21 protein-coding genes are annotated in these 23,757 nt (G+C 71.2%); 15 read left to right on the top strand and 6 right to left on the bottom strand.

Going from position 1 to position 23,757, the window contains the following annotated elements; genetic code table 11:
* The first annotated feature begins 4 nt into the window (after window positions 1-4).
* Window positions 5-934 carry a DUF6928 family protein gene (locus ACT3TD_RS12625; RefSeq protein WP_441579092.1) on the top strand — a complete coding sequence of 310 codons (930 nt, stop codon included), beginning with the start codon at window positions 5-7 and terminating at the stop codon, window positions 932-934.
* 2 nt (window positions 935-936) lie between these two features.
* On the opposite strand, the gene ACT3TD_RS12620 is transcribed toward ACT3TD_RS12625, so the two are convergent.
* On the bottom strand, window positions 937-1,782 hold the full coding sequence (locus ACT3TD_RS12620; protein WP_441579093.1) for a TrmH family RNA methyltransferase: 846 nt from the start codon (window positions 1,780-1,782) through the stop codon (window positions 937-939).
* Between the two features lie 6 nt (window positions 1,783-1,788).
* Window positions 1,789-3,270, bottom strand: coding sequence for an NCS2 family permease (locus ACT3TD_RS12615; RefSeq protein WP_301443627.1), 1,482 nt, complete (start codon window positions 3,268-3,270; stop codon window positions 1,789-1,791).
* A gap of 59 nt (window positions 3,271-3,329) precedes the next feature.
* Here ACT3TD_RS12615 and ACT3TD_RS12610 point away from each other — a divergent pair, with 59 nt between their 5' ends.
* From ACT3TD_RS12610 to ACT3TD_RS12600, 3 genes are read left to right on the top strand one after another with little or no spacing between them, the layout of a single operon-like run.
* On the top strand, window positions 3,330-4,193 hold the full coding sequence (locus ACT3TD_RS12610) for a glutaminyl-peptide cyclotransferase (RefSeq protein WP_301443626.1): 864 nt from the start codon (window positions 3,330-3,332) through the stop codon (window positions 4,191-4,193).
* 49 nt (window positions 4,194-4,242) lie between these two features.
* On the top strand, window positions 4,243-5,547 hold the full coding sequence (locus ACT3TD_RS12605) for an MFS transporter (protein ID WP_301443625.1): 1,305 nt from the start codon (window positions 4,243-4,245) through the stop codon (window positions 5,545-5,547).
* A 58-nt stretch (window positions 5,548-5,605) separates the two neighbouring features.
* Entirely contained in the window at window positions 5,606-6,178 is a 573-nt protein-coding gene (locus ACT3TD_RS12600; protein ID WP_301443624.1) for a DUF2771 domain-containing protein, read from the top strand.
* A 114-nt stretch (window positions 6,179-6,292) separates the two neighbouring features.
* Here the strand turns inward: ACT3TD_RS12600 and ACT3TD_RS12595 are convergent, their stop codons facing one another.
* The gene (locus ACT3TD_RS12595) at window positions 6,293-6,748 is read right to left on the bottom strand and encodes a cold-shock protein (protein ID WP_301443301.1); all 456 of its coding nucleotides are present in this window, start codon (window positions 6,746-6,748) and stop codon (window positions 6,293-6,295) included.
* A gap of 407 nt (window positions 6,749-7,155) precedes the next feature.
* Between ACT3TD_RS12595 and ACT3TD_RS12590 the strand changes: the two genes are divergently transcribed.
* Window positions 7,156-7,842 carry a resuscitation-promoting factor Rpf1 domain-containing protein gene (locus ACT3TD_RS12590; RefSeq protein WP_301443300.1) on the top strand — a complete coding sequence of 229 codons (687 nt, stop codon included), beginning with the start codon at window positions 7,156-7,158 and terminating at the stop codon, window positions 7,840-7,842.
* A gap of 194 nt (window positions 7,843-8,036) precedes the next feature.
* On the opposite strand, the gene ACT3TD_RS12585 is transcribed toward ACT3TD_RS12590, so the two are convergent.
* On the bottom strand, window positions 8,037-8,225 hold the full coding sequence (locus ACT3TD_RS12585) for a hypothetical protein (RefSeq protein ID WP_301443299.1): 189 nt from the start codon (window positions 8,223-8,225) through the stop codon (window positions 8,037-8,039).
* Between the two features lie 106 nt (window positions 8,226-8,331).
* On the opposite strand from ACT3TD_RS12585, the gene ACT3TD_RS12580 reads away from it, so the two are divergent.
* The 3 genes from ACT3TD_RS12580 (at window position 8,332) to ACT3TD_RS12570 (ending at window position 13,074) form a co-directional block, all read left to right on the top strand.
* Window positions 8,332-10,689: a helicase-associated domain-containing protein gene (locus ACT3TD_RS12580; RefSeq protein WP_301443298.1), complete on the top strand. Its 2,358-nt coding sequence runs from the start codon at window positions 8,332-8,334 to the stop codon at window positions 10,687-10,689.
* 64 nt (window positions 10,690-10,753) lie between these two features.
* On the top strand, window positions 10,754-12,409 hold the full coding sequence (locus tag ACT3TD_RS12575; protein ID WP_301443297.1) for a DNA repair helicase XPB: 1,656 nt from the start codon (window positions 10,754-10,756) through the stop codon (window positions 12,407-12,409).
* A gap of 23 nt (window positions 12,410-12,432) precedes the next feature.
* Complete coding sequence (locus ACT3TD_RS12570; RefSeq protein ID WP_301443296.1) at window positions 12,433-13,074, top strand: DUF3239 domain-containing protein; 642 nt, start codon at window positions 12,433-12,435, stop codon at window positions 13,072-13,074.
* A 164-nt stretch (window positions 13,075-13,238) separates the two neighbouring features.
* Here ACT3TD_RS12570 and ACT3TD_RS12565 read toward each other — a convergent pair whose 3' ends face one another.
* Window positions 13,239-14,339: a hypothetical protein gene (locus tag ACT3TD_RS12565; protein ID WP_441579094.1), complete on the bottom strand. Its 1,101-nt coding sequence runs from the start codon at window positions 14,337-14,339 to the stop codon at window positions 13,239-13,241.
* A gap of 254 nt (window positions 14,340-14,593) precedes the next feature.
* Between ACT3TD_RS12565 and ACT3TD_RS12560 the strand changes: the two genes are divergently transcribed.
* Genes ACT3TD_RS12560 through ACT3TD_RS12545 form a run of 4 tightly spaced genes read left to right on the top strand, consistent with a single transcriptional unit; the run spans window position 14,594 to window position 19,337 of the window.
* On the top strand, window positions 14,594-15,358 hold the full coding sequence (locus ACT3TD_RS12560; RefSeq protein WP_301443054.1) for a LamB/YcsF family protein: 765 nt from the start codon (window positions 14,594-14,596) through the stop codon (window positions 15,356-15,358).
* Window positions 15,355-16,878: a 5-oxoprolinase subunit B/C family protein gene (locus tag ACT3TD_RS12555; RefSeq protein WP_301443053.1), complete on the top strand. Its 1,524-nt coding sequence runs from the start codon at window positions 15,355-15,357 to the stop codon at window positions 16,876-16,878. Before ACT3TD_RS12560 ends, ACT3TD_RS12555 begins: the two co-directional genes overlap by 4 nt.
* Complete coding sequence (locus ACT3TD_RS12550) at window positions 16,875-18,680, top strand: acetyl/propionyl/methylcrotonyl-CoA carboxylase subunit alpha (RefSeq protein ID WP_301443052.1); 1,806 nt, start codon at window positions 16,875-16,877, stop codon at window positions 18,678-18,680. The genes ACT3TD_RS12555 and ACT3TD_RS12550 overlap by 4 nt, the downstream gene beginning before the upstream one ends.
* Window positions 18,681-18,713: 33 nt before the next feature.
* Entirely contained in the window at window positions 18,714-19,337 is a 624-nt protein-coding gene (locus ACT3TD_RS12545) for a GntR family transcriptional regulator (protein ID WP_301443051.1), read from the top strand.
* 266 nt (window positions 19,338-19,603) lie between these two features.
* On the opposite strand, the gene ACT3TD_RS12540 is transcribed toward ACT3TD_RS12545, so the two are convergent.
* Entirely contained in the window at window positions 19,604-20,605 is a 1,002-nt protein-coding gene (locus ACT3TD_RS12540; protein ID WP_301443050.1) for a hypothetical protein, read from the bottom strand.
* A 19-nt stretch (window positions 20,606-20,624) separates the two neighbouring features.
* On the opposite strand from ACT3TD_RS12540, the gene ACT3TD_RS12535 reads away from it, so the two are divergent.
* The 3 genes from ACT3TD_RS12535 to ACT3TD_RS12525 form a co-directional block, all read left to right on the top strand.
* Complete coding sequence (locus tag ACT3TD_RS12535; protein ID WP_301443049.1) at window positions 20,625-21,836, top strand: aminotransferase class I/II-fold pyridoxal phosphate-dependent enzyme; 1,212 nt, start codon at window positions 20,625-20,627, stop codon at window positions 21,834-21,836.
* A 23-nt stretch (window positions 21,837-21,859) separates the two neighbouring features.
* Window positions 21,860-23,068, top strand: coding sequence for a cobalamin-independent methionine synthase II family protein (locus tag ACT3TD_RS12530; RefSeq protein ID WP_301443048.1), 1,209 nt, complete (start codon window positions 21,860-21,862; stop codon window positions 23,066-23,068).
* A 15-nt stretch (window positions 23,069-23,083) separates the two neighbouring features.
* Window positions 23,084-23,757 (top strand): ABC transporter substrate-binding protein (locus ACT3TD_RS12525; RefSeq protein WP_444638014.1); only part of this gene is annotated, 674 nt, incomplete at its 3' end.

Here is a 23,757-nt window from a genome sequence, read left to right as displayed (position 1 = left end):
CACGGTGGGATCCCCTGACACCGTCGTCACCCTCTGGTTCGCCAGCGCCGCCGTCCCGGTGCAGGTGCTGCGCGCCGAGCCCACGCCCGACCGTGGCTTCGCCCGCAAGTACCTCGCCCAGCTCGGCGTGCGCCTGAGCACCGAGGGTTCGGCGAACACCTTCGGCGACTTCTCCTCCCCCACGCACATCGGCGACTTCGACATGAACCGCTCGGCCCCGCCCGGCCGCGCCGAGTTCTACATCGGCGGCTACCCCGGCCTGTCGCTGGTGCAGACCGTGCTGCCGGAACCCTGCCTGATGTCACAGGTCCCGGCACCGCTACGGGAACTCATCGCCGCCGCGGACCTCTACGTGACCTGCCGGACGCCGGACGACCCGGACGGTCTCGGCGGTTTCGCCCACTGGTCCGGTGGCACGCTGAAACGCGCCTTCACCGCCACCCGCGACAAGATCTACGAGGACACCGGCCTGCCCGAGCCCTTCGAGGCCCCGTTCTGGGAGGGCAACGTGGAGGCCACGGGCATCCAGCTGCCGTTCCGTCCCGGTGAGTTCGCCGCCGCCGCCGAGGAACACTGGCTGGGGTTCCGGGTGGAGCGCGAGGGCATCGACATCCCGGTGTGCGCCTTCGCACTGGACGGACGCGCCGCACCGCGTGCGGTGCCCGGCGACTCCCGGCCGGCGTCGCGGCCGCGGACCTCCCAGCACCCGCAGCGCCCGCCCAAGCCCCAGAACCCGCTCCCCCCGGGCTACGACGACTACGCCGAGGGCAAGGAGTCGGCGGTGCGTTCGACCTCCGACCTGCTCAAGGGCGCCACGGTGTCCGCGGTGACCGGGGTCGGGCGCGGCGTGGTCGGCGGGGTACGTCTGCTGCAGACCGGGGCGCACAGGATCGGCGACGAGGTACGCCGCCGCGCCCGCAACACCGGGCGGTAGCGTCAGAACTGTGCGGCGTAGAAGCCGATCGCCGCGGACGTCGCCACGTTGAGCGAGTCGGTGCCCGGAGCCATCGGGATCTTCGCCCGCACGTCCGCCGCGCGCATGGCGTGCTCGGTCAGCCCGGGCCCCTCCGCACCGACCATCACGGCGACCTTGTCGGCGCCGGCCACGGCCTCGGCCAGGGTGTTGTCCGTGTTCGGTGTCATCGCCACCACCCGGTAGCCACGCTCCTGCAGGTCGGCGAGACTGTGCTGCCACGTCGTCGGCCGACTGCCGAGGTGCGCGAACGGGGTGCGCAGCACGTGCCCCATCGACACGCGCACCACCCGCCGGTACAGCGGGTCGGCGCACCCGGCGCCCAGCAGCACCGCACCGACGTCGAGGCCGGCGGCGTTGCGGAACAGCGCGCCGATGTTCTCGTGGTCGCCGACGCCCTCCAGCACGGCGACGACCCGGTTGCCGGCCGGCAGGGCGTCCAGCACGTCACTGGCGTCGGGCTCGTCGACCCGGTCGGCGGTGGCCACCAGCCCGCGGTGCATGTCGAAGCCGGCGACCTCGGCGAGCACCTCCCGGGTGACCTCGTAGAAGGGCACGCCGTCGAGCCCACGGGCGACGTCGGGGTTGGACGCCGCGGCGTCCTGCAGCTGTTCCAGCCGGTGGGCGAAGCCCACCACGCAGCGCACCGGGAAGCGCGACGCCGCCAGGCGCGGCACCACCAGATTGCCCTCGGCGACGACGAGGCCGCGGCCGCCGGGCAGGTCGGGACGCTTGTCGGAGGAGTTCAGGTCACGGACGTCGTCGAGACGGGTGTCGGACGGGTCGGTCACGGGGACGGTGCGGCTCATGGCGTCCTACCCGATCGCATCCATGATCGGGTCGATGCCGAAGAAGACCACAAACAGTGCGGCGACCAGGTACATCAGCCAGTGCAGTTCCTTGGCACGGCCGGTGACCAGGTACATCACCACGCAGGCGATGAAGCCCATGCCGATGCCGTTGGCGATGGAGTAGGTGTACGGCATGATCACGATCGTCAGGAAGGCCGGCAGGGCGACCTCGAAGCGGGTGAAGTCGATGTCTGCGACCTGGGCCATCATCATCGCTCCCACGATGACCAGCACCGGGGCGGCGGCCTCGATCGGCACCACGGAGTACAGCGGGGTGAGGAACATCGCCGCCAGGAAGATCACGCCGGTGACCACGTTGGCCAGGCCGGTGCGCGCACCGTCGCCGATGCCGGCGGCGGAGTCGACGAACACGGTGTTGGACGACGCCGACACCGAACCGCCGACCGCCGCGCCGGCACCCTCGATGATCAGGGCGGTGCGCAGGTTCGGCAGGTTGCCCTGCTCGTCGACGAGCTGCGCCTGCTTGCCCAGCGCGGTCATCGTGCCCATCGCGTCGAAGAAGTTCGCCAGCACCAGGGTGAAGATCAGCAGGCAGGCCGACAGTGCGCCGATCTTGCCGAAGGCGCCGAAGAGGTCCACCGCGCCGACGAGGCTGAGGTCGGGCATGCTGCCCAGGGAGTCCGGGATCGCCGGGGTGGCCATCTGCCAGCCCTTGCCGGCGTCGCTGTCGAAGGGGCCGGCGAGCGCCTCGACGATCATGGCGAACACGGTGGTGGCGATGATGCCGATGAACAGTCCGCCGCGGACCTTCTTGGCCACCAGGATGCCGCAGACGATCAGGCCGACCACGAAGATCAGGGTGGGCCAGGAGGCGATGGAGCCGCCGTCGCCGAGGCCGACGGGCACGGTGGTGCCGGCGGCGTCGGGCACGCGGCGCACGAAGCCGGCGTCCACCACGCCGACCATGGCGATGAACAGGCCGATGCCCACGCTGATCGCGGCCTTCAACGAACCCGGGATGGCGTTGAACACCGCCTCACGGAACCCGGTGACGGCGAGCAGCACGATGATCACGCCGTCGATCACCACCAGGCCCATCGCCTGCGGCCAGGTCAGGCCCTCCGTCGCAACGAAGGTGACGGCCACCAGGGTGTTGATGCCCAGGCCGGCGGCGATGCCGAAGGGGTACTTGGCGAAGACGCCGAAGGCGATGGTCATCACGCCGGCGGCCAGGGCGGTGACCGCGGCCACGCGGGAGGTGCCCAGCACGTCGCCGTTGCCGTCCTCCACCGTCCCCAGGATGAGGGGGTTGAGGATGATGATGTACGCCATCGCGAAGAACGTCACGACACCGGCACGGACCTCCGTGCCGACCGTGGAGCGACGCTCCGTGATGTGGAAGTACCGGTCGAGGGCGCCGGTGGGTTCTGCGCCGGACTCTTCTGCGCCGGTCGTCTCGACCGAGGATCCCGTGGAAGCTGACATAAGAAGTAAGAATCGCACCAGGCAGGCCCGTGTGCAACCGGTGTGGCAGCATGGGACACATGACCCCCCGCGTTCCCCTGGCCCCGCGCGGCGCACCCGGCGCCCTCACCCTGGCCGGCACCGTCCTGACCTCCACCGTCCTGGTCGGCGCACTGGCCGCGTGCGCGACCGACGGGCAGGACGGTACCCCCGGCGGTTCCGGCACCGGGTCGGTGCCGGAGTTGTCCGCCGAGGTCCTCGCCGAGCACCCCTTCGACCCCGACGCCTTCACCCAGGGCCTGGAGGTCATGCCGGACGGCGACCTGCTGGTGTCCACGGGGCTGAACGGACAGTCGCGGATCTACCGCGCCCCGGTCGACGACGCGACGTCGCCCACCGTCAGCGAGGACCTCGACGAGCGCTACTTCGGCGAGGGCGCCACCGTGCACGACGACACCGTGTGGCAGCTGACCTGGAAGTCCGGGGTGGCCTTCGCCCGCGACGCCGAGACCCTGCAGGTCACCGACGAGGTGTCCTACGACGGTGAGGGATGGGGGCTGTGCTCCGACGACGAGCGCCTGGTGATGTCGGACGGCTCCTCGGAGCTGACCTTCCGCGATCCCGAGACCTTCGCCGCCACCGGCGGGGTGGAGGTCACCCTCGACGGCGAGCCCGTCGACCAGCTCAACGAGTTGGAGTGCACCGGCAGCGGGGACGACCGTACGGTGTGGGCCAACGTGTGGCACTCCGACCGGGTGCTGCGCATCGACCCGGACTCCGGGGAGGTCACCGGCGTGGTCGAGCTCGACCTGCCCGCCGGCGACCGCGACGGGGCCGACGTGCTCAACGGCATCGCCGCGGTGCAGGACGAGCGGGACGGGGACAGTTTCCTGGTGACCGGCAAGCTGTGGGACACCCTCTACGAGGTGCGTTTCAGTGAATGACCGTGGGGCTCGTGCTGGGGTGTCCAGGGGTGGAGCTCGGGGTGGGGTGATGGCCCGCTCCGCCAACCGGGTCTCCGGGTTGATGGGCGCCGACGGTGCCCGCGAGTCCGGGCTCACCGCCCTGATGTACACCTCGATCGCCAACTTCGCGGTGGACGCCGTGCTGGCGGTCTCCCTGGCCGGCACCCTGTTCTTCTCCGCCGCCGAGGCGGAGTCCCGGACCTCGGTGGCCGCCTACCTGCTGGTCACGATCGCCCCGTTCGCACTGCTCGCCCCGTTGATCGGCCCGGCGTTGGACCGGCTGCGCACCGGCCGGCGTCTGGCGTTGTCGTTGACCTTCGCCGGACGCGTCCTGCTGGCCGCCGTCCTGCTGCAGAACTTCGACTCGTGGATGCTCTACCCCGCCGCACTGGGGATGCTGGTGCTCAGCAAGTCCTACGGGGTGCTGAAGTCCTCGGTGACCCCACGTGTCGCGCCGGACGGCCTGGACCTGGTGCGCGCGAACGCGCGGCTGACCATCGCCGGGCACATCGGCGGCTCGCTGGTCGCCGGTGGTCTGGCCGCGGCGATCGCCTACCTCTTCGACCCGCGGGCGGCGCTGTGGCTGCTGATGGTGGTCGCGTTGTCCGGCATCTACGGCTGCGCGCTCATCCCTGCCAGCGCCGAACGCGGACGCGACGAGGTGACGGTGAGCCCGTTCGTGCCGGAGGGGCAGGCAGGCGGCCGCGCGGTGACCGGCTGGCGTCGGGCCGTACGCGTGCGCTTCCCCGACGCCGCCCGGACCTGCCTGTGGGCCACCGCCCTGCAGCGTTGCGGCACCGGGTTCATGACGATCTACATCGCCTTCGTCGCCAAGTCCTCGACCGACCTCTCCGGGTTCGAGCAGTTGTCCATCCTCGCCGCCGTCGGCGCGGCCGGCGGGGTCGGCACCTTCGCCGGCAACGCGCTGGGCTCGCGGATCCGTTTCGCCCGCCCGCAGGCGGCCGTCCTGGTGCTCGGCGCGGTGTCGATCGCCACGGTGGTGCTCGCCGCGGTGTGGGACGGCACGCTGACCGCGGCGGTGGCGACCGCGGTGCTGTCCCTGGGCAGCGCGATGTCGAAGGTGTGCCTGGACGCGGCGATCCAGTCCGGGCTCGACCAGTCCGCGCAGGCCTCGGCCTTCGGCGTCTCCGAGACCGCACTGCAGCTGTCGTGGGTGTTCGGAGGCACCTTGGGCATCCTGCTTCCCCCGGAGCTCACCGTGGGTATGGCTGTGCTGGCCCTCGCCGGTACAGTGATGTACGTCAACGTCATCGCCGCGTCACGGGGTGTCGGTGCCGGGGCCCTGATCGGCCGGGCGAGGAGTTCCCGCTGAGCCGGTCCACCCCGGCCCCCGCACACCCGATCCGACGCCGACAGGAGTTCCCCACCGGATGAGCACGGACAACAACAACCCGCCGAAGAAACAGACGAAGAAGCAGCGTCGTCGGGCCGCCCAGCGCAAGCAGCTGATGACCTTCGGCGCGATCGTGCTGCTCGTCGTCGTCGTGGCCGCCGCGGTGCTGGGCTACCAGCACTGGAGCAACAACCGTCCCGGCACCCAGCCGGAGGATCTGCGGGTCACCGTCACCGACGCCTCCGGCGAGGAGCAGGAGTACGCCCCGTACTCGGTGTGCCAGCTGTTCACCGGCGACTGTGACGAAGGTGAGCCGACCGAGGTCGAGCTCGGGCCGGACGACGAGATGACCGTCTCGCTGCCGGAGGAGGTCTACGACCACGACTGGACGATGCTCCAGATCTTCGACGACCCGGCGGTGAACACGGAGAACACCTACACCGGCAACGAGAAGACCGAGGTCACGATCAAGGGCTCCTCGGACACCGCGGGCGAGGACGACGAGAACCCGCGCCTGGCCGTGGTGGAGATCCACTCCTCACTGGTCGGTGACGACGACGGCGAAGAGGTCGCCTTCGGCGCGGTCTGGTCGTTCACCCCGGCGGGGTAACCGGCCCCTCCCCCTCTACCCGCCCCGCCCCAGTTCAGAGAGCAACCCCACAGGATGGTTCCACCAACCTGTGGGGTTGCTCTCTGCGTCAGTTCTCTGGGTCAGTTCTCTGGGTCAGCTCTCCAGCTCGCTGGCGATGGTGCGCAGGATCTCGGCGACCTGGCGTCCTTCCTTACGGTCGGGACGCCGCCCGGCCTCCAGGCTGGGCTGCACCCGCGACTCCAGCAGCGTGACGGTGTCCTGGACCAGCTCGTGGAGCTGGTCGGGGCTGTAGCGGTGGCCGCGCGCGCCGCGCTGGCTCCGCGCACCCTTGCCCGCACCCTTGCCAGGGCCCCTGCCACCGGACTTCTCGGCGGACGGCGGCGGCCCGTCGTCCAGCACCGAGATCCGCATGGCCTGGGGTCCCTTGCGGGCCTCGGCGAAGTCGTACTCGATGCGCTGGCCCTTGTGCAGTTCGCTGGTCCCGTCGGGCAGCACCTGTGACCCGACGTAGACGTCCTCACCCTCGGGGTTGGAGACGAAGCCGAATCCCCGGTCCGGGTCGTACCACTTCACTCTTCCGGTCGGCATGATCCTCGCCAGTCCTCTCTCTACTGCTCTCTGCTGCTCTGTCGGACTCTGTCGAGCCCTGTACTCAATGTCTGATGGGGAACCCGCTATTTTACCCGTGGGGCGCGTGGGGTTCGCATCGCAACGTCCGCCATGGGTGTGACGAAGGTCACAGTCATAAAATAACGGTTCGGTAACGGTCGGGACACGGAACGATAACGCGCTGGGCACACCCGGTTTCGGACGCCACCACGAGCCAACTCACATCCGCAACGTTCCGCCGCTACACCGCCTGAACAGCCACGAATCCGCCCAATCAGCGTGACTCAATCGTGACAAACCGTTAGTGTCGGGTCCCAGCAATGAACACCGCGGTGATCCACGGGACCGGATCCCCGCACCAACGACTCCGAAAGGAATCAACCCACATGGGACGACACACCATCCGTAAGAGCACCTTCAGCACCAAGCGCCTCGCCGTCGCCGGCATGGCCGCACTGGCACTCGGTGCCGCAGCCGCCCCGGCCGCCAACGCCGCCCCCGACTCCGACTGGGACCGCCTCGCAGAGTGCGAGTCCGGCGGCGACTGGTCCATCAACACCGGCAACGGCTTCCAGGGTGGACTGCAGTTCTCCCCGAGCACCTGGAGCGGCTACGGCGGCGACGAGTTCGCGGCCTCCGCCGACCAGGCCTCCCGCGAAGAGCAGATCGTGGTCGCCGAGCGCGTCCTCGAGGGCCAGGGCTGGGGCGCATGGCCGTCCTGCTCCTCCCAGCTGGGTCTGAACTCCGCTGCCGAGCAGCGTGAGGCCCCGGGTGCCGGCACCCAGGACAACACCGGCTCCACCGACGACTACGCCGAGAACACCGGCGAGGCCGCTGCCGACCTGAGCAGCCAGACCGACGTCCTGGCGATCGACTCCGTCTGGGAGCAGATCACCGCAGCCTTCGCCGCCAACGGCATCGAGGTCCCGACCGAGCTCCAGTCGCTCTACCAGGACAACCGCGAGGCCCTGAACGACAACTACTCCGCCGCCGTCGACCAGGCACAGGGTGCCGCCGACCAGGCCAAGGCCGCAGGCGACCAGTACGCTGCCCTCGCCGGCAACCTCTTCTAGTTCTCCGCGCCGCCCGGCGGGCACACCCCTCAACACGAGGAGGGCCTGCCGCGGTCGCACCGGGCCCACCATCTGACGGGCCCAAGGTCCCACTCGTCGACGCGCAACACCGCACGACGAAAACGTCGCCCAGCCCATACCCCGTGAAGAACGGGTATGGGCTGGGCGACGTTCGTGCGCGCGGGGAAAACCGGCTAGCGGTTGACCACCGTGTACGGGTGCACGTACGACAGCTTCTCGGCGGGCACCGGGAACTCGGCGTCCCCGAAGGGGCTCAGTGCGCCGGCGTCCTCGGCGACGAGCTCGGTGACCGCGTGCTTACCCTCGGGCAGGTTCTGCGGCCAGCCCGGATCAACGTAGTGCTTCTTCTTTGCGTGAGCCATGTCCCCGATCATTCCACATCCGTGCCCGTCAGGCGACTTTCCGGCACCGTCCCCCACACCGGCGCCTACACCCGCGGCCCCACCGGCGGGTAAAGTGACCGGCGTTATGCCTGACTCCTTCCCCACCTACGCCGAGTGGCTGTCCGGCCACTCCGACGACGAGCTCGTCGACCTCCTCTGGCGTCTGCGCGCCTTCTACCCCGGGTCCCTGGGCTCGGTGTCGGACGTGGCGGCGTTGCGTCGTCTCGACGCGACCGGGCTCGCCGTCCTGCACGCCCTGGTGGACGCCGGCGCCGCCCACGACCCGGTGGGCGTCGACGTGCTGGAGGAGACGCTGACCGGACTGTGGGACGCCGCGGGCACCGCCGCCGACGCGCGCGCGGACGCGGCGACGGTGACCGCCACGGTGCACGTCCTGGCGTCCTGGGGCCTGGCCTACGGCCCCGACCTCACGGTGTCGCACGCAGAAGGTACCGCCGACCCGGGCCAGGTGAAGGTGCCCTCGCACCTGCCGCCGCTGTTCTCCGCGACGACGGACCTGCCGTGGGTCCTGGTCGACGGCTACCGCTGCCCGGTGCCCACCGAGGAGCTGCCCGGGGTCCTCGACGCCCTGCCCACCCGGCAGCGTCGCCTGCTCGACACCCTGGAGCTCTCCGGCGGCATCGGCCACTCCGCCACGCTCGACGATCCGGAGCGCCCGCTGGCCCGGATGATCTCCGCGGGCCTGCTCGACCGCGTCGACGCGCAGACCGCCCGGCTGTCCCCGCGCGTCGCGGCGTCCATCACCGGACGCGTCGTCCCCCCGCCCGGCGGGGACTTCCGTGCCCGCGCCGCGTCCGGGCGCCCCGACCAGCGCACCGACGCCACCGCGGTGGCGCGCGTGGTGGAGACCGTCCGCCTGGTCGCCGACGTCCTCGAGGAGGTCGGACGCGCCCCGGTGCGTCCGCTCAACGCCGGCGGTGTCGGCGTGCGCGAGATCGCGCGCCTGTCCAAGGCCCTCGGGCTGGACGCCGCGGTCGTCGGCGACACCCTCGTGCTGTGCCGCCACGCCGACCTCATCGCCGTCGGCCTGCCGGTGCCCGCCCCGCAGGACGCCGTGGGCAGCGGCGACTTCTGGACGCTCACCGAACGCGGTGCGTCCTACCTGTCCGCCCCGCTGTCGCGGCGCTGGGCGATGCTGCTCGACGGCTGGCGCCACAGCACCCACGCCCCGTGGCTGGCCAAGGAGCCGTCCGGCGCCGACTCGCACCTGCTGCAGGAGTCGCTGGACGCCCCGGAGGCCGCCGCGCTACGCGGCGTCGTCTCCGGTGCCGCCGGCGGCAGCGCCGTTGTGCCGACCGGTGCCGACCTGTGGCGGCTGCGCCCCTCGGTCGCCGCAGTCACCTCGGACGAGGCGGTGGCCAGCATCGTCGACGAGGGCGTGATCCTGGGGCTCAGCGCCGAGGGGCAGGCCTCGTCGGCCGCACTCGCGCTCGCCGCCGTCGCGAACTCTGAAACCGACGGGACCGAGGATGCCCAGGATGCCGAAGACCGGCTGGCCGCCGCGCTGGCGAAGATCCTGCCCGAGCCCGTCCGCATGCTCATCATCCAGGCCGACATGACCATCCTCGCCCCCGGCCTGCTCGACGGCGACACCGAGGCCCGGCTGCGCACCTTCGCCGACGTGGAGTCCACCGGCATGGCCAGCGTGTGGCGCGTGACCCGCCAGAGCATGCAACGCGCCGTGGAGCAGGGCGAGACCGCCGCCGGTATCGAGGACTTCCTCGCCGGCATGGCCCCGGACGTGCCGCAGTCCATGTGGTACCTCGTGCAGGACACCTTCCGCACCCACCGTCCGGAGAACCCCGTCGTCGGCAGCACCGCGGCCAGCGTGCTCACCGCCCCCGACGAGAAGTCCATGGCCGCCATCATGGACACCGACGCCGCCGAGGAGACCGGGCTGCGCCTGCTCTCCCCCACGGTCGCCGCCAGTTCCGTGCAGCTCTCCCTGGTCGTCGAGGCGCTGGAGGACGAGGGGGTGCGCATCAGCGTCGACGGCGACAACGGCGTGGGACGCGCCACCGCCGGACCACTGCTGTCCACCGTGCCCGACCCCGAACGTCCCGTGAGCTCGCGCGGGCAGGTCGCCGACCAGCTCGCCGGCGCCGTCGAGGGCTTCCGCCGCAGCCGGCAGGCCGGCGCCGACGGCGGCGGCAGCGGCAACAGCGCCGATGCGTCCGGCCACGACGGGGAGACCACGCGCGTGCACGAGCCGCGGGCGATCATGACCGCCCTGCGCCACGCCTACGACTCCGGCACCCCGGTGGAGATCAGCTACGTCGACGCCACCGGCTCCGCGGTGCACGAGTGGATCTCCGTGGTCACGATGAGCCCGGTGTCCATCGTGGGCGTCACCGAGGCCGGCGGGCAGTCGCTGCAGATCCAGCCGCACCGGGTGGCCTGGGTGGGAACCCCGCTGGAGTGAGCCGGAACGGGTAGAATGGTCGGGTTGCTTTTCGACCGCCCAACAACCCCTCAAGGAGGCACCCGTGGGACTCGGTGACGGACCCCTGATCGTCCAGTCGGACAAGACCGTGCTGCTGGAGACCGGACACGCCCAGGCGCAGGAGGCCCGCACCGCCCTGGCCCCCTTCGCCGAACTCGAACGCGCCCCCGAGCACGTCCACACCTACCGGATCACCCCGCTGGCCCTGTGGAACGCCCGCGCCGCCGGGCACGACGCCGAACAGGTCGTCCACGTCCTCGAGACGTACTCGCGTTTCCCCGTGCCCCAGCCGCTGCTCGTCGACGTCGCCGAGACCATGGACCGCTACGGCCGGCTGATCCTGTCCAGCCACCCCGCCCACGGGCTGGTGCTGGAGTCCACCGACCCCGCCGTGCTCGCCGAGATCCGCCGGCACAAGAAGATCCGCCCCATGCTCGGCGAGCCCATCGACCCCGAGAACCCCGACACCGTGGTCGTGCACCCCTCCGAACGAGGACGCCTGAAGCAGGAGCTCGTGAAGGTCGGCTGGCCGGCCGAGGACCTCGCCGGCTACGTCGACGGCGAGGCCCACCCCATCGCCCTGTCCACCGAGCAGGAGAACTGGGAACTGCGCGACTACCAGGAGATGGCGGCCGAGTCCTTCTGGGCCGGCGGCTCCGGCGTGGTCGTGCTGCCCTGCGGCGCCGGCAAGACCATGGTCGGTGCCGCGGCGATGGCGAAGTCACAGACCACCACGCTGATCCTGGTGACCAACACCGTCGCCGGACGCCAGTGGAAGGACGAACTCATCCGCCGCACCACCCTCACCGAGGAGGAGATCGGCGAGTACTCCGGCGAGCGCAAGGAGATCCGCCCGGTCACCATCGCCACCTACCAGGTCGTGACCCGTAAGACGAAGGGCGAGTTCCGCGCCCTGGAGCTCTTCGACTCCCGCGACTGGGGGCTGATCATCTACGACGAGGTCCACCTGCTGCCCGCCCCGGTGTTCCGCATGACCAGCGACCTGCAGTCACGCCGACGCCTCGGCCTGACCGCCACACTCGTGCGCGAGGACGGCCGGGAGGACGACGTCTTCAGCCTCATCGGCCCGAAACGCTACGACGCCCCCTGGAAGGACATCGAGGCCCAGGGCTGGATCGCCCCGGCGGACTGCACCGAGGTCCGCGTGCAGCTCGGCGAGGAGGAACGCATGGTGTACGCCACCGCCGAGCAGAACGAGAAGTACCGCCTGGCCGCGTGCTCGCCGACGAAGACCGGCATCGTGCGCCGCATCCTCGACCAGCACCCCGACGAACCCACCCTCGTCATCGGCGCCTACATCGACCAGCTCGAGGAACTCGGCGAGAAGCTCGACGCCCCCGTCATCGACGGGCGCACCACCACCCACCGCCGCGAGGAGCTCTACGACGCCTTCCGCCACGGCGAACTGCGCGTCCTGATCGTCTCGAAGGTCGCCAACTTCTCCATCGACCTGCCGGGCGCCTCCGTCGCCGTGCAGGTCTCCGGCACCTTCGGCTCGCGCCAGGAGGAGGCCCAGCGCCTGGGACGCATCCTGCGCCCCAAGCCGGACGGTGGCCCGGCGTTCTTCTACTCCGTCGTCGCCCGCGACACCCTGGACGCCGACTACGCCGCGCACCGCCAGCGCTTCCTCGCCGAGCAGGGCTACGGCTACCGCATCATCGACTCGGACGACCTGTAGCCCAGCCTGTAGGATCATTCACCGTGGTCAGCTTCAACTTCCCCGTCGACGAGTCCTTCGCCCGCAAACACAACGAGTTCTTCCGTGACGCCCGCCGGTTCCAGTGGTCCGCCGGGCTGATGGGGGCGATCCTCGTCGTCGCCGCGGTGGTGCTGTTCGTGGCCGTCGACGCCGGCTGGGCCGTGATCGTGGGCGCCGCCGCCCTGGTGATGGGGCTGATCTGCTTCATCATGGTGCCCGTCTTCCCCCGCCAGCTCGGCTCCCCGCAGCGCTACTACGACTCCTACGCCCTGGTCCCGACCGTGATCGCGCAGGTCAACCCACGCGACGTGGTGCTGATGTCGCTGGTCGACACCGCCGCCACCGAGTCTGCGTCCTCGCGTCCCGCCCTCGCGCTGCGCACCGTGACCTCGATCCCCGGGGTGGAGCGGCGCGTGGGTGAGCGTGTGCCCGCCATGGCCGTGACCGGGATGCGCTCGGTCGGTCAGCAGGACCACTGGGAGCAGGTCTCCCCGATGCCCGTGGCGTGGGGGACCCAGGACCGCTCGGTGATCGCCGCCGCCGAGGACGCGATCCCGGCAGAGCGCTGGGCGCAGGTGGAGTCGTTGGTCGACCGTCTCGCCGACGTGCAGAAGACCCGGCACCTGCTCCTCGAGCTGGACTAGCGCCGCCCCGTCCTCCACACCCGCCGCCGCCCCGCTGCCCGTCCAGATTTCGCACCCCATCACCTACTTAACTAAATCTGACCTGGTGTTTTGCGAGTGTTAGGGGCTTATCAGGTGCGAAAGTTGAGTCAGTTGAGTCAGCTGAGTCAGTTCAGTCAGCCGAGTCACGTCCGGCGACGGCACAACGCAATTCCCTCCGCCACCGTGCGTTGCAGCAGGTCCAGGTCCCGGAGATGCCCGTAGGTCAGCCGCAGGACGTGCCAGCCGAGGTTCGCCAGCGCCGCGTTCACCCGCGAGTCCGTGTCGCGTCGGCGCCGTTCGAGGTGCCCTGAACCGTCGTACTGCAGCGCGAGCTTCAGCGTCGGAGACCCCAGGTCCACCCTGGCAACCACACCACGACCGGCAACATCCGTGGTGTGCACGGGGTCTGCGACCGTCCCGTCCTGCCGGATCACCAGCTGGGAGATGAAGCCCTCCCCGAACAGTCGCTGCACCTGCAGGCGCATCACGGTCTCCATCGGAGACTCCGCGCCCCGGTCCGCCATCGCCACGAGTTCGGCCAGGTGGCGTTGGGGGTAGTGGTCCCCGCAGGCGGCGACGAGCCGGAGCGGATCACAGCCGGACAAGGCGCAGAAGGCGTCGATGAACTGTACGGCCCGCAGCTCGTTTCCGTCGAGCCCCGTCCCGTCCGGCACACGCCAGGCGTGCGACCCGGCGCGCAGCGAGCGCAGGCAATGGATGGCCGTGAGGATCGGCGGAGTGGTCCGAAGTCCCGGCATCCCGGAGTCCACCCGAACCCGCGTCGGCACCGTGGCCAGCGTCCTTTCCCCGCGAAACCTCGAAACCTGCTGCGGGGTCGGCGCCGGCCTGCTCCGCCCACGGGAGAGGACGCACGTGTCGGCGTCGTCGCAGAAGTACGGCATTCCCCAGACCCGCGCCGCACTCCAGCTGTGCGCGATCCAGTCCGGGCGTCGGGTGAGGGCGATCCGAACCCTGGTCAATGCGTCCAGCTCATAGGCGAGCCCCCGCGGATGCCCGGAGGCGCCCCAGTTCACCTGCGCCGGGTCCCGGACCGCCGCCCGGGGAACCCAGAGTTCGCCGACCTGCACGTAACCGTCACCGATATCGCCGCCCGCCAGTAGGCCCGCCAATCGGCCCGCCTCGATGTTCGCCCTAGTGTCCGGCCGACGGAGCCACCGCCCCTCGTCCAGCCTCGGCCATTGCCGGATGAGCTCCTCGTCGAGCGTCGTCCCCCGATACGCCATGGCGTTGTCCCTCCCTCATCGCCGCCCACCCCCCGTGGACTCCGCACCAGGCTATCCGACGTCGCTCGCGCCAGGAGCCACCCTGCACATTTCGCACCAGATCAGCCACTTACACTTACAAAACCCCAGGTCAGATTTAATGAAGCCGGTAATGGGGTGCGAAAGTTGCCCGACTCCCCGGCAATGCACCCCGATCTTCCGCTAGTCTGGTGATTGTTCAACAATCCTGAACGCAGCGACGGGAAGGCACTCCCATGACCACCACCGCCACCATCGACCTGAACGCCGACCTCGGGGAGACCACCGACGGTGTCCCCGTGGCCGACGACCCCGCGATGGTCGCCCTGGTCTCCAGCGCCAACATCGCCACCGGATTCCACGCGGGTGATCCCCATGCCATCGCCGCGACCGTGCGCGCCGCCGCCGACCGTGGCGTCACCGTGGGCGCACACATCGGCTACCGCGACCCCGCCAACTTCGGACGCACCCCGGTGGACATCGACCCCGCCCGCCTCGCCGACGAAACGCTCTACCAGATCGGCGCCCTCGACGCCCTGGCCAGGGCCAACGGCACGAGGGTCAGCTACGTCAAACCGCACGGGGCGTTGTACAACACCATCGTGCACGACGAGGCACAGGCCCGCGGCGTCGTCGAGGGGGTGCGCGCCTTCGGCGAACTGCCGTTGATGCTGCTGCCCGGCGGGGTGGCCGTCGACGTCGCCGAACGGGCCGGGCTGCGGGTGATCAGGGAGGCCTTCGCCGACCGCAACTACCTGCCGGACGGCACGCTGGTCCCCCGCTCCCAGCCGGACGCGGTCATCGCCGACGCGGACGCGGTCGCCCGACGCGTCCTGCAGGTCGCCACGTCCGGCGCGGTCACTGCGGTGGACGGAACGGTGCTGTCCGTGGACGCGGAGTCGGTGTGCGTGCACGGCGACTCACCCGGCGCGGTGGAGCTGACCCGCGCGGTGGTCGGGCGGTTGCAGGCGGAGGGCGTGGCGGTCAGGGGGTTCCTGTGAGCGGCGTCCATCCAGTCGGCACCCGCGCGCTGCTGGTCGACCTGCCGGACCTGGACACGGTGACGGCGTGGCACGGTTCGCTCAGTGCCGCGCCGCTGCCCGGGCAGACCGGTGTGGTGGCCGCGGCGCGCACGGTGTTGCTGCAGTTCAGCACGTCGGCGCACACCCGCACCGCGGTGGAGGCGCTGCGGGGGTTCCGTCCGGCGGCGGCCGCGGCGTCCACCCCGAAGGAGGTCACGGTGGACGTCCTCTACGACGGCGAGGACCTGGCCGACCTCGCCGACACACTCGGCATGTCCGGCCAGGAGCTGGTCGACTGGCACACCTCCACCACGTGGGTCGCCGCCTTCGGCGGCTTCGCCCCCGGCTTCACCTACTGCGCTCCGCAGGACGCCTCGGGCGCGCTCAGCGTCCCCCGGCGCGACAGCCCGCGCACGGCAATCCCCGCCGGGGCGGTGGGACTGGCCGGCGGCTTCTCCGCGGTCTACCCGCGCACGTCGCCGGGTGGCTGGCAGTTGATCGGCACCACCGCCGAACGGTTCTGGGACGCCGACGCCGAGCCGCCGGCGTTGCTCGCCCCGGGCGACGTGGTGCGCTACCGGGCCGTGCGCGACCTCGCCGAGGTGCCGCGTCCCACCGAATCGGGGACGCCGGCCAACGCACCGGCGCGCCCGGTGCTGCGCCTCGACGACGTCGGGTTGCAGACCCTCGTCGAGGACCTGGGACGTCCCGGCTTCGGCGACCTGGGGGTGTCTGCCTCGGGGGCGGCGGACCGCGCCTCCGCCGTCGCCGCCAATGACGCGGTGGGCAACCGGCGCGGTGCCGGGGTCCTCGAGAACGTCGGCGGGCTGACGCTCACCGCGCTGGTCGACACCGTCGTCGCGGTCACCGGCGCGCAGGCCCCGGTGAGCGTGGGCACCCGGACCGTGGCGTCCGGCGTCCCGCTGCTGCTGACGGCGGGCAGCCGGCTGAGCGTCGGCGCGGCGACCGCCGGGCTACGCAGTTACGTCGGCGTGCGTGGCGGCATCGCCGGACGCAGCGTGCTGGGATCGGTGTCCACCGACGTCATGTCCGGCCTCGGGCCGGCACCACTGCAGGACGGCGACACGGTCCGCGCGGGCGAGGCCCGCGGCGTGGTCGGGGCGTCCTGCGCTTCGGTTCGTGCGCCGGACGAGCAGCCCGTGGTGCTGCGCGTCGTCGCCGGCCCGCGCGACGACTGGTTCACCGACGGCGTCGACGCGCTGACCGGCAGGACGTGGCAGGTCAGCGGCGCGTCCAACCGCATCGGCCTGCGGCTCACCGGCGAGCCCGTACAGCGCGCCCGGGACGGCGAGATCCCCAGCGAGGGGATGCTGCCCGGCTGCGTGCAGGTGCCGCCGGACGGCAACTCCGTGGTCTTCCTGCGCGACCACGCCGTCACCGGCGGCTACCCCGTCATCGCCACCGTGGTCCCCGAGGACCTCGACCTGGCCGCCCAACTCGCCCCCGGTACCGAGATCACCTTCCAGGAGTTGCTGTGAACACCCGAACCGTCCTCATCGCCAACCGCGGCGAGATCGCCGTACGCATCGCCCGGGCCGCCCGCGACCTGGGAATCCGCTCCGTCGCGGTGTACTCCGAACCGGACGCCGGCGCGCTGCACACCCGCGTCGCCGACGAGGCCCACGCCCTGCCGGGATCCAGCGGGTCGGAGACCTACATGAGCATCCCCGCGCTGCTCGACGTCGCCGCGCGGGCCGGGGCGGACTGCGTGCACCCCGGCTACGGCTTCCTGTCGGAGAACTCCGGCTTCGCCCGCGCCGTCGCCGAGGCCGGGCTGACCTGGATCGGGCCCACCCCGGAGACCATCGACACCCTGGGCGACAAGGTCGCCGCCCGCCAGCTCGCCGAGTCCGTCGGTGCACCCCTGGCACCGGGCACCTCCGAACCGTTGGAGTCGTGGGAGCAGGCGCGGGACTTCGCCGAGGAACACGGCCTGCCGATCGTGATCAAGGCCGCCTTCGGCGGGGGCGGACGTGGACTGAAGTTCGTCCGGGAATCCGACGGCGTCAATTCCATCGAGGACGCCTTCCTGTCCGCCGCGCGCGAGTCCGAGGCCGCGTTCGGACGCACCGAGTGCTTCGTGGAGAAGTTCCTCGAGCACCCCCGGCACGTCGAGGCGCAGGTGCTCGCCGACACGCACGGCAACGTGGCCGTGCTCGGCACCCGCGACTGCTCGACGCAGCGTCGTTTCCAGAAACTCGTCGAGGAGGCCCCCGCCCCTTTCCTCACCGACGCCCAACGCGAGGAGATCACCGAGGGTGCCCGCGCGATCTGCCGCGCCGCCGGCTACGTGGGGGCTGGGACGGTGGAGTTCATCGTGGCCGGTGGCACCGTGTCCTTCCTCGAGGTCAACACGCGCGTGCAGGTCGAGCACCCCGTCACCGAGATGACCAGCGGGGTGGACATCGTGGCCGAGCAGTTCCGCATCGCCGCCGGGGAGGAGCTCAGCTTCCTGTGCTCGAGCGGCGCTGACCGGTCTGATCCGGTCGCGCACGGGCACGCCATCGAGTTCCGCCTCAACGCCGAGGACGTCGCCAACGGGTTCGTCCCCTGCCCCGGCACCGTGAGCACCTTCGAGGTCCCGACCGGCCCCGGCATCCGCGTCGACGCCGGGGTGCGTGCCGGCGGAACCGTGCCCGGGTTCTACGACTCCCTGCTCGGCAAACTCATCGTGTGGGGGCCGACCCGCGAGGTCGCCCTGCGGCGCGCGACGGCGGCACTGGACGAGTTCCGCATCGAGGGCGTGCGGACCGTCCTGCCGTTCCACCGGGACATCGTGCGCCACCCCGCGTTCACCGCCGACGGGCCGGACGCCCGCTTCGGCGTCTACACCGACTGGGTGGACACCTGCTACACCCCGGGCGCCGGCGGAGCGTTCGGCGACGGCTCCGTCGAAGACGCCTACACCGAGCGCACGGAGATCTCCGTGGAGATCGACGGCCGCCTTCACCGCGTGGGGATCCCGTCCGACCTGCTGACGCGTGGCGTGGCCTCGGGCGGTGCTCCAGCCGACGCCGCCCCGGAGTCCACTGGCCCGGGGTCCGCCGGCTCGGGGACCGCCGTGACGGCCCCCTTCGCCGGCACCGTCGTCGCATGGAAGGTCGAGGACGGTGACCGCGTCGAGGAGGGCCAGGCCGTGGCGACCGTGGAAGCGATGAAGATGGAACGCACCGTGAGCTCCCCTGCCGACGGCGTCCTGAGCATCACCGCGCAGGCCGGGCAGGCCGTGACGGCGAAGGAGACTCTGGCGACGGTGGCGACGGAGGAGACGGCGGGGTAACCGGCCCGCGCCCCTCGTTTACACTGGACCACCATGCGCGCCCAGTCAGCCTCCACCCGCCTGCGCCACGCCGTGTCCGCCGGCGAGTACGCCCCCGGGGCCAAACTCAACGAGGTTGTCCTCGCCCAGCAGCTCGGGGTGTCGCGCAATACGCTGCGCGAGTGTTTCGCCGCGCTCGCCGCCGACGGCATCATCGACCGCATCCCGAACCGCGGCGTGTTCATCGCCTCCCCCACCACCGACGACATCCGTGACCTCTACCGCGAGCGCGCGGTCATCGAACCCGCGGCGCTGCTGTGGGGCGAGATGCTCGACGTCGACGACCTGGACCAGGTCGTCACCGACGCCGAACGCCACCTCGCCCTCGGTCACCTCACCGACCTCGGGCTGGCGAACCAGCAGTTCCACCGCAGCGTCGTCACGGCCGCGGGCTCCCGGCTGCTGGACCAGGAGATGGACCGGCTGCTCGCCCGCATGCGCCTGGTGTTCCTGCTCGCCGAACGGGCCGACCCCGACTTCCACCGGCCCTTCGTGGCGGCGAACCGAGAGATCGTCACCCTCCTGCGCTCCGGGGACCGCCCCGGTGCGGCGGCGGCGCTACGCGCGTCGATCACCGAGACCGGCCACTCGCTGCCCTCGCTGATCGCCGAACGGTGAGCCTGAGACGCTGAGCGCCGGCGCTCAGTTCTTCTTCGAGAAGTGCTCGCGCAGGAAGATCACCGCCGCGACCAGAAGGACGATCGGGATCCCGACGTTGAACAGCAGGGAGAAGGCCATCAGCAGGATTTCCATACCGCTGATCCTGTCACAGAGGGGATGGAGGTGTTACCACTTTTCGGCGGCGAGATTTTCCGCGACCTGGGGTTTTGCCGGAACACCGGCCGAGAAAGTGGTAACACTTCTGAACACAGCGCCCACAGCGCCTACCGCTGTGCGAGCCACCCCGCGTCATCGCTGACCCGGCGGCGCCACACGTCCGGCGCACCGATGATGTGCTCCGACAGGTACGCCCGGAACTCGGCCGAGGGGGCGCAGGCGGAGAAGAAGTCGCGGACCTCGGCGGCCGGCGTCCCCCGGGAGTCCTCGGAGGCCACCGAGACCAACGTCGGCACCTGCGCCAACGCCGGCGGGGCGTCCACCAGCTCCGGGGAGATGCGCGGCGACATCGCCAGCAGGAACGCCGCGTCCTGCAGCACGTGGGTGGCCAGGCCGAAGCCGGAGCCGAAGGTGATCAGCCCGGTGCGCTGCCCCGGCTGAGCCCACCCCTGCACCTCGCGGAATGCGGCGGCCACGGCGTCCTGCGTGGCGGCAGCCCCAGCGGCCGAAGCGGCCGAGCCGTCCTGCCCGAAGGCGGGCAGCGGGTACACCAGGTCCACCACCGTCACCCCGGAACGCTCCGCCAGGGCGGCGAACAGCGGCAGCCACAGCTGGTCGTGGGCCTCGGCGTCGCCGAACCAGCCCGGCCCGCCGTGCAGGCTGACGGCCACCGCGCCGGTCGGTTCGCTGGGGCGCAGCACCGTGGCCGGCAGCCCCGCCACCGCCGTCGGCTCCGCGGTCGGGCCGGTCTTCAGGAACGCCGCGGTCGGCATCGCGTGGTCCAGGCCGGCGCCGAGCACCAGCAGGCTGCAGTGCGTGATCAGGTCGGGCACGCGCGCCCACATGCGTTCGGTGCGGTCCTTGAGCTCGGCGGTCACGCCGTCCGGCGAGGTGGTGGCCTCGTCGGTGGTCAGGGAGCGGAAGATCTCCGGGTAGTTGTCCTCGAAGTAGTTGAGCAGCTGGGTGAGCTGCGCGCGCGGGCTGATGCCGTCCTTGCCGGCCTGGGCGTCGACCGGGTGGCCCTTCGGCAGGGTCGTGGGGTCGGTCTGTTCCAGGGCGACGGGCTCGTCCGGGTCGGCCCCGGTGGCGGTGATCGGCTGAATGCTCATGACCCCATACTATGGCGGCATGTCTCTTCCCCCTCACAGCACCCACTCCCCGGCCGGCCGGGTCGCCGGCGTGGGCCCCACCGTGTTCGCCACGATCACCGCCGAGGCGGTGCGCACCGGGGCCGCGAACCTCGGCCAGGGTTTCCCCGACGAGGACGGCCCGGCGGAGATGCTGCGCCGCGCGGCGTCGGAGATCACCGGCGGCAACAACCAGTACGGGCCGGGACGTGGCCTGCCGGTGCTGCGCGAGGCGGTGGCCGCCGACCGCGCCCGGAGGCTCGGCCACCACGTCGACGCGCAAGACGTCCTGGTCACCGTGGGTGCGACGGAGGGCATCGCCGCCTCGGTGCTGGGCCTGGTGAACCGCGGGGAAGAGGTCGTGGTCCTGGAGCCGACGTACGACGCCTACTCCGCGGCGATCGACCTGGCCGAGGCCGTCGCCCGCCCCGTCCGGCTGCTGTTGGACGACGGACCGCAGCGCAGGTGGCACCTGGACCGGGAGAGGTTCGCCGCGGCGGTGGCCGACGGCCCGGCCGCGGTGATCCTCAACTCCCCGCACAACCCCACCGGCACGGTGCTGGACGGCGACGACCTGGAGTTCATCGCCGGGCAGCTGCGCGGCACCGACACGGTGGTGATCAGCGACGAGGTGTACGAACGCCTGGCATTCGACCGCCCGCACACCGCCTTCGCCACCCTCGACGGCATGGCCGAGCGCACGGTCACACTGTCCAGCGCGGCGAAGAGCTTCAACGTGACCGGCTGGAAGACCGGCTGGGCCATCGCACCGCCGCACCTGCTGGAGGCGGTGACCGCGGCGAAGCAGTTCCTCAGCTACGTCGGCGTCACGCCGCTGCAGCCGGCGGTCGCCTGGGCGCTCGACAACGCCGGGGACTGGAGCGACGCGTGGACGGCGACACTGCGCGGGCGCCGCGAACGCCTCGCCGGCGTCCTGCGCGAGACCGGGCAGGACGTCCTGGCGTCCGACGGCACCTACTTCCTGGTCACCGACATCGCCGCGCTGGGCACCGGGCTCACCGGCGAGGAGTTCTGCCGGGCGCTCCCCGCGGCGGTGGGTGTCGCGGCGATCCCGGTGAGCAGCTTCGTGGAGGAACCCGACGAGCAGGTCAGCACGCTGGTGCGCTGGACATTCTGCAAGTCCGCCGAGACCCTGGCGCTCGCCGAGGAGCGGCTGCGGGCCGCCGACTGGACGCGACTGATTAGCAGCTGAACATAAACACTACGATGGTGCGCATGACTTCCATCCGCACCACCCACGTGGGCTCACTGCCCCGCACCCCCGAACTGCTGGACGCCAACCTGCGTCGCAGCACCGGCGACATCAGCCAGGACGAGTTCCTCGGCATCCTCCAGGACGGCGTGGACAAGGTCGTCCAACGCCAGGTCGACCTCGGCCTCGACATCATCAACGAGGGCGAGTACGGCCACGTCACCTCCGGCGCGGTCGACTACGGCGCCTGGTGGAACTACATCTTCTCCCGCCTCAGCGGCCTGACCATGACCGACACCGACCGCTGGGCCAACGCCGAGAAGGTCCGCTCCACCCCGGGCAACATCCGGCTGACGTCCTTCCCGGACCGACGTGACCGAGCCGCCTTCTCCGCCGCCTACGAGGACCCGGAGTCCGGCATCTTCACGGGCCGCAACAAGGTCGGCAACCCGAAGTTCACCGGCGAGATCGGTTACATCGGCGGCGAACAGGTCGACGCCGACGCCCGCCTGCTCACCCACGCACTGGACGCCGCGGGCAGGACGTCCAGCGACGGCTTCATCGCCGCGATCTCGCCGGGGTCCGCCGCCCGCCTCACCGACGAGCACTACGGCGACGAGACCGCCCTGGTCAACGCCTGCGCCGACGCCCTGCACCACGAGTACAAGGCCATCACCGACGCCGGACTGACCGTGCAGATCGACGCCCCGGACCTCGCCGAGGCCTGGGACCAGATCAACCCGGAGCCCAGCGTCGCCGACTACCAGGCGTGGATCCGCGTGCGCATCGACGCCATCAACCGCGCCCTCGCCGGACTGCCGAAGGAGCAGACCCGCCTGCACATCTGCTGGGGTTCCTGGCACGGCCCGCACACCACCGACATCCCGCTGGCCGACATCATCGACGAGGTGCTCCGCGCCGAGGTCGGCGGCCTGTCCTTCGAGGGCGCCAGCCCCCGGCACGCCCACGAGTGGCGCGTGTGGGCCGACCACGAACTCCCCGCGGGCTCGCTGATCTACCCGGGCGTAGTCTGCCACTCCACCAACGTGGTCGAGCACCCGCGCACCGTCGCCGACCGGATCCTGACCTTCGCCGAGGTCGTCGGGCCGGACCGCGTGGTGGCGTCCACCGACTGCGGTCTGGGCGGACGCCTGCACGAGCAGATCGCCTGGGCGAAGCTGGAGTCCCTCGTCGAGGGTGCCCGACTGGCCTCGAAGGACCTCAATGGCTAGCGTAGGCTGACCTCCATGACGTTCAGACTCCGCAATCATCGCCGCAGCGTCGGCATCCTCGCCGCGGCGAGTGTCGCCCTCGCCCTCACCGCCTGCTCCGACAACGACTCCGACGGGGAGGACGCCGCCTCCGGCGCCGACTCCTCCGCCGTGGAGACCGCGGGGACGTTCCCCCAGACGGTGTCCACGAAGTTCGGCGACGTCACCGTCGACGAGCAGCCCACCCGCGTGGTCGCACTGGGCTGGGGCGACGCGGAGACCGCGCTGGCCCTGGGCGTGCAGCCCGTCGGCGCGTCCGACTGGCTCGCCTTCGGCGGCGACGGGGTCGGCCCGTGGCTCGAGGGCGCCTACAAGGAGTCCCCCGAGATCATCGGGACCATGGAGCCCGAGTTCGAGACGATCGCCTCGCTGGAGCCCGACCTCATCCTCGACGTGCGCAGCTCCGGCGACCAGGACCGCTACGACAAGCTCTCCGAGATCGCCACCACCGTGGGCGTGCCCGAGGGAGCCGACTCCTACCTGACCCCGCGCAAGCAGCAGGTCGACATGATCTCCACCGCGCTCGGCCTGCCGGACGAGGGCGACGAGCTCAACGACAGCTACGAGGCCATGGTCAGCGGTATCCGCGACGACCACCCTGAGTGGGCCGACAAGACCGCGGCGACGGTGGCCCTGTCCTCGGAGGGCTG

This window comes from Corynebacterium sp. AOP36-E1-14 (assembly GCF_052377495.1).
Classification (GTDB): domain Bacteria; phylum Actinomycetota; class Actinomycetes; order Mycobacteriales; family Mycobacteriaceae; genus Corynebacterium.
This window is presented reverse-complemented; position numbering and strand designations above follow the sequence as displayed.